Source organism: Xenorhabdus sp. Sc-CR9, from assembly GCF_963897815.1.
Taxonomy (GTDB): Bacteria; Pseudomonadota; Gammaproteobacteria; order Enterobacterales; family Enterobacteriaceae; genus Xenorhabdus.
Window position 1 is genome coordinate 1 of the sequence record NZ_CAWQTY010000017.1, and the last position, 5,252, is coordinate 5,252.

Annotated in this window: 5 protein-coding genes and 1 pseudogene; all 6 read right to left on the reverse strand. The window is 39.9% G+C overall.

The window, feature by feature from the left end; genetic code table 11:
* Positions 1-244: 244 nt before the first annotated feature.
* The 6 genes and pseudogenes from AACQ81_RS00935 to AACQ81_RS00960 all read right to left on the reverse strand — a co-directional run bounded on the left by AACQ81_RS00935 (position 245) and on the right by AACQ81_RS00960 (position 4,457).
* Positions 245-490, reverse strand: a complete 246-nt coding sequence (locus tag AACQ81_RS00935; protein ID WP_237388372.1) for a YfhL family 4Fe-4S dicluster ferredoxin — start codon at positions 488-490, stop codon at positions 245-247.
* A gap of 118 nt (positions 491-608) precedes the next feature.
* Positions 609-1,061, reverse strand: a pseudogene (locus tag AACQ81_RS00940) (IS110 family transposase); the annotation flags it as partial.
* Positions 1,062-1,101: 40 nt separating this feature from the next.
* On the reverse strand, positions 1,102-1,431 hold the full coding sequence (locus tag AACQ81_RS00945; protein ID WP_237388373.1) for a glutathione S-transferase N-terminal domain-containing protein: 330 nt from the start codon (positions 1,429-1,431) through the stop codon (positions 1,102-1,104).
* A gap of 2 nt (positions 1,432-1,433) precedes the next feature.
* A complete protein-coding gene (locus AACQ81_RS00950) occupies positions 1,434-2,702 on the reverse strand; it encodes an MFS transporter (protein ID WP_336885697.1) in 1,269 nt (422 codons plus the stop codon).
* Between the two features lie 54 nt (positions 2,703-2,756).
* Positions 2,757-3,971: a cupin domain-containing protein gene (locus AACQ81_RS00955; protein ID WP_237388374.1), complete on the reverse strand. Its 1,215-nt coding sequence runs from the start codon at positions 3,969-3,971 to the stop codon at positions 2,757-2,759.
* A gap of 81 nt (positions 3,972-4,052) precedes the next feature.
* Positions 4,053-4,457 (reverse strand): hypothetical protein, encoded by a 405-nt coding sequence (locus tag AACQ81_RS00960; protein ID WP_237388375.1) that lies wholly within the window; start codon positions 4,455-4,457, stop codon positions 4,053-4,055.
* Positions 4,458-5,252 lie beyond the last annotated feature (795 nt).

Here is a 5,252-nt window from a genome sequence, read left to right on the forward strand (position 1 = left end):
AATAAAAATTTAAAAGAAAAAGGGAAAATAATAAGTATTGACAATAAGGAATATTAAATAATACTCAAAAAACATTTTTCCTTTTAAGGAAGATAATGTATATAAAAATGAATGTTTCATTAACTAAAAATTAAACTCAACAATAAACTGGAGCCAATAACATTAAATTTATAATGACATATATCCAATTAGGTCAGCATGTTTTTATAAAAATAATAAAAATATATTACAATTACAGTAATGTTTACTCTGTTATTCTCACAAATTTTTCCCATAATTGCTCTTTAGTCTCGGCAAGCTCCGGAAGAAGGGGTATACAATCGACAGGACAAACTTGCTGACATTGTGGAACATCATAATGACCAATACATTCAGTACAGAAATTTGGATCAATTTCATAGTACTCATTCCCAGCAGAAATTGCTTTGTTGGGGCAAGCAGGGCGGCATACATCACAGTAAATGCATTCTTCAGTAATAGTTAACGACATATTTTCTTCTACCCAATTCAGTTAAGAGTTAATTTTCCATGGTGGATAAAATGGTAACAGGACGTTTTCCGGTACTGCTGTCCTAGCTACATTGAGCTCTTGCCCCAATAAAGAGAAGTAAACTGATACCAAACTCCAGCAAAAAGGCGTGCATCTGATTAGTGGTTTTTACCTTATCTCTGATGAGTGATTCTCTGACACGATGCAGTGCTCTCATCGCCTGTTGCGTCTCCGTTCTCGGCTGGACAAAACGCATTGAGGGGCGTGATGCCGCTTCACATATCGCCTCTGCATCAACGAAATCATTTTTGTTACTTTTGACAAAAGGACGAACAAACTGCGGAGATATCAGCTTCGCATCATGGCCTAAATCAGCGATCCGGCGAGCCATAAAATGTGCACCCGCACAAGCTTCCATCACGACGGTAGTCGATATACACCCCGCTAAAAATTCCATTAATTTTGTGCGGGTAAATTTTTTACGCAGCATAGTCTTGCCGAATTTGTCCTGACAATGGATATGGAAAGAATGCTTGCCGAGATCGATACCAATAAGTGTGACGTTTTGCATGATGGACACTCCAGAAAAAATACTCTATAAAGAGTATGGTTCACAAGGTGGGGAAGACCAGCTCATTAATTCCTGCGAAACTACGACTCCATGCTCTATCTGTGGGATTTTCCGGAAGAAGTGATTTAGGCGACACTATTTCATCCAGATACTCAATAATGGCTAATGACTGAGTCAATGAATATTGATCATGAGTCAGCATCGGTACTTTTCTTTGCACATTAAGTTGGAGAAATGCAAAAGATCGTTGTTCTCCTTCCGATAAATCTATTTCTACGTAATCATATAAAATATGCTTTAACTTTAATGCGATCATAACTCGTTTTGTCGCCGAGGATGATTGATAACCATAAAGAATAAATTTGTTCATACTCATAGCTCCTCACCAACTGATTTAAATCTGCCTCTTTTAATCACGCTGAATAACCAGTTAAGAAATCCTGGTGCCTGTAATAGGATCATAAATCCGAATGCTACCTGATACGCGATCTGGGGATAATGCCCTGCTGAATCTACAGGCCAAAAACCAATGATCACACCGAACACTGTTTGTGTAAGAAAAGCACCAAATAGAATGAGCAAATTAAGACAAGTAGCGGCACGACCAGTCATTGCTGGAGATACATTCTGCGCCACAATGGTATATTCTAGACCAGCAATGGTGCCTATCAGAGTGAAGCTAATAGAGAGCAGCGGTAATAAAGGAACGATGTTGAAGATACATAAAATCTGTATTGTCAAAAACAAGGCAATACCTATCCCACCAACTTCCATAGGTTTAATATTGAACTTACCTGCCCACTCAGTGATAGCACCCACAGAAAGTGAGCCGACAACGACAGCTCCCATTCCAACGAACAGGTAGAGCGAAGTGAGTGCATTACTGTAATGCCCGACATCCTGTAACCATTTGCCCATCCACAATCCCTGTAGCCCAAAAGCAACTGTATGAGGAAGTAGCAATAAGCTGATGACCTTACGAAACGTGTGATCTCTGTAGACTTCAAGCAATGAAGCGAGACTTGGCCACTTTACCATTTTATGTTCAATTGGATCTTTGGGAACCCATACTGCGATGGCAATCATAACAATCAGAGTAACACTCGCCATCGCAAAGAATAGCGTTCGCCAGGAAACAAAGCCTACCAGCCAAGCAACTGGCAATGTCGACAGCATGGCTCCTATCCCTCCGGCTGCCAGTAAGTATCCATGAATAGAGGGTAGTTTACGATCAGGTACCCAAAAAGAAAGCACCTTTATGGAACCCATAAAGCAGGCTGCTAATCCTAGCCCAATGAGGATCCTAGCCAACAATAATGTAGTGAAATCCTGCCCAACTCCGAATAAAATAGCTCCAGCCACTGCAATACCTAAAAGAAATAGCTGTACACGTTTTGGACCATAGCGATCAAGAGCAAGTCCAACTGGCAGTTGTGCTAAAGAAAATGAAAAAAAGTAAGCACTGGATAAAATGCCAAGTTGTCCTGCTGACAGTGACATTGCTGAAATCAAAAATGGTGTTAATACCGCATTTATGTTCCGGAATAGGAATGACGTGCAATGCCCAAATGCAAAAGGTAGAAATACACGAGTCATTACTTTAGGCGAACTTAGAGATTGAGCCGATGATATTTCAGCCATAACGATACCTTATATTAAGCAATGTTATTCGGAATGTGTTGAGTAAGTTTTATTTTAATCTTTTCTCAACAATGTTCCTTGATTAGCCATACTTGGCAGGTTTTGAGTGACATATAAAATAAGATTTTCATGTTCACAATTAATGAATTTATGCTCTATCCAAGCAGGGACATAAATAACATCTCCATTAACGATAATCGCAGGATTTTTATTCTCCAAGATAATTTCCCCCCTCCCTGACATTACAAAATATAGATGCCAGAAAGAATGCGAATGTTTCGTAGTACTATCCTCGGGTTTGATTATCTGAATGGTGACAGACAAGTCGTGAACTGTTTCACCGTCAAATGTGCGGTTTGGGTTAGATAAAAATAGAGCACCACGAGATGTGAAATCCTGAGTGATCAGTTGATGGAAAATATGAGATTTACTCCAAACTACACTTTTTTCTTTACGCAAAGCCTCGCACACATCGCGCAATACATCTGTTGAAGCTTTTAATGGACTATTCATATTGCCCAGTAGCGCCTGCTCAAGATCGGAAGAAATAAGTTCAATAAAGAAGTTGTTATAGGGCTGATAGTCATCAAAAGATTGTCCTTTAAGTGGCCATAACCACGAAGCTTTTTGGTCATATTTTGCAAAGAAGGGCCGCCGTACCCAATCAGGATTACGAGCCTGAAGGAACTGGAGCACGAATACTTTTTCACCAGCAATTTCAGTAGTACCATCTATCATCACTTTACTGGGTAATGCGCTCATTGAAGGGCCTCTGACTGTACGCGCTAGTCCTGAAACTGATTTGTATGCCTGTTGGAAAATTTGCCAAGCTTTATATAGTGGTAAACCAAAGTATTCATTTGGCCCTGTATCACGCTCAACGAACATATAGTAAGGAATAGCGCCTAAACGGACGCCGGTAGTCCACAATGTTGCCCATCCCTGAGGGTTTTCATTTATATGACGTATAAGAGGAGACTGCATGCGAACGGTTGCACCAGTAGCAATAATACGCTTTAAAGCCGTCTGCGAGATCTCTGTTTGCATTTCTTGCGGATGATTATAGTGTGCCATTAACGCAAGATTTTTACCCGATGCTACGACTTCCTCAAACAACCGTAATACGTCATCGGTATCTTTATCAGTAACATAACGCTGGGGCCAGTAAGCAACGGATTTTGTGCCAATACGAATATTTTTTACATGGTTGAGTTCAGGGATGAGAAGCGGTCGGATGTAGTCACCGAGTGCACGAGCATTCATAATCATAGGATCACCGCCTGTGATGAGTACATCAGTAACTTCAGGGTGGGGTTTCAGGTATTCGACTAACATTAGTGAAGTATGTGTTTAGAACTTCAGTTCATCCATGCCAACAAACTGTGGTTTTCCGTCTAAAATAGGAACGTTATGGGTAAGTTGTCTTGCGGGATGAGGGTTCATACGATTGCGGATGTTACTTACAATTTCCCGAATTGTTGATTCACCTTTTCCAGAACGAATCGAATCGCTAAGTAGAGAGAATTCACCTTCTCTCAGCATCTCACGATGAGGAAATGTTAACCGGTAGATAGGATCGTCCGGGATGGTATCCCAATCAATCAGCTCATCAAGAATATATTGATTAACACGAAATGGTAGAACTTGACTCAACACCTCAATAGTATGGCGCATTTCAGAAGTAAATCTTTTCCACTGCGGTGCCTTACTGATAGTGCGTTGTGTATAGGGGAAAAACTTAGTCACAGATGTCATTACATAGCCTTAATAATTACTCAAACAAAATCCTTAACGCCCAATCTTGCGTTAAGTAGTTTTTTAAACCGCCGCATTATTCATTAGCAACAATCAACAAAAGAGCAATGGCTGTATAATTTCCATTATTATCTCAGTAGCAATTTGCATAAATTATGCTAGACAAATTAATAAAAGCAAAAACATACAAACCCATTCTGTAGATGTGAAAAATCGCAGTGTTAATTGAACAGTTAAAGCAAGACCTGCAAGGTAAAGTAATTTGCTTAATCTCTTCTTCTGCCTATTCCAAGAGTTTATGTGTAATGAGGGAGGCATTTGCTCGACAATATTCCGTAAAGTCAGAGGATGACCTCCATTTCAAAAAAGCATCAAAACCGGATTTAAATCGCGCGTTTTCCTAACATCGACACAAGATCATCTACGTTCCCTTCCGCCTGTAAACAGGTAAAACATACCGTTTCCACCTCAAATGGCATGATTAATCTTTTGGGCCACGCATTGCGTGGTCTTCTTCATAAAAATGACAATCCTCATCTTTAACCCAATCCCTTGATTTTAGCTAATTCCGTCAGAGAACCGGAATTCCTGTCCTCCAAAGTAGGATGAGATGAATCAACAACTTACCTAAAGGCGGGATTTGCCGTCTTTTAATATATTGCTTTCACTAGAGCGTGTTGATCTTTTTGGTATAAAAAGCAAGCAGCAAATGGGGCTGTTATAATGGTTTCGCCAAAAATCAAAACAATTACCCCAAATGCCAAGACTAATGTTAACAGATGATAGCTGGAAATT

Coding starts and splice junctions, on each gene's coding strand:
- AACQ81_RS00935 (WP_237388372.1), bottom strand. CDS start 490: ATGTCGTTAACTATTACTGAAGAATGCATTTACTGTGATGTATGCCGC.
- AACQ81_RS00945 (WP_237388373.1), bottom strand. CDS start 1,431: ATGAACAAATTTATTCTTTATGGTTATCAATCATCCTCGGCGACAAAA.
- AACQ81_RS00950 (WP_336885697.1), bottom strand. CDS start 2,702: ATGGCTGAAATATCATCGGCTCAATCTCTAAGTTCGCCTAAAGTAATG.
- AACQ81_RS00955 (WP_237388374.1), bottom strand. CDS start 3,971: ATGATTATGAATGCTCGTGCACTCGGTGACTACATCCGACCGCTTCTC.
- AACQ81_RS00960 (WP_237388375.1), bottom strand. CDS start 4,457: ATGACATCTGTGACTAAGTTTTTCCCCTATACACAACGCACTATCAGT.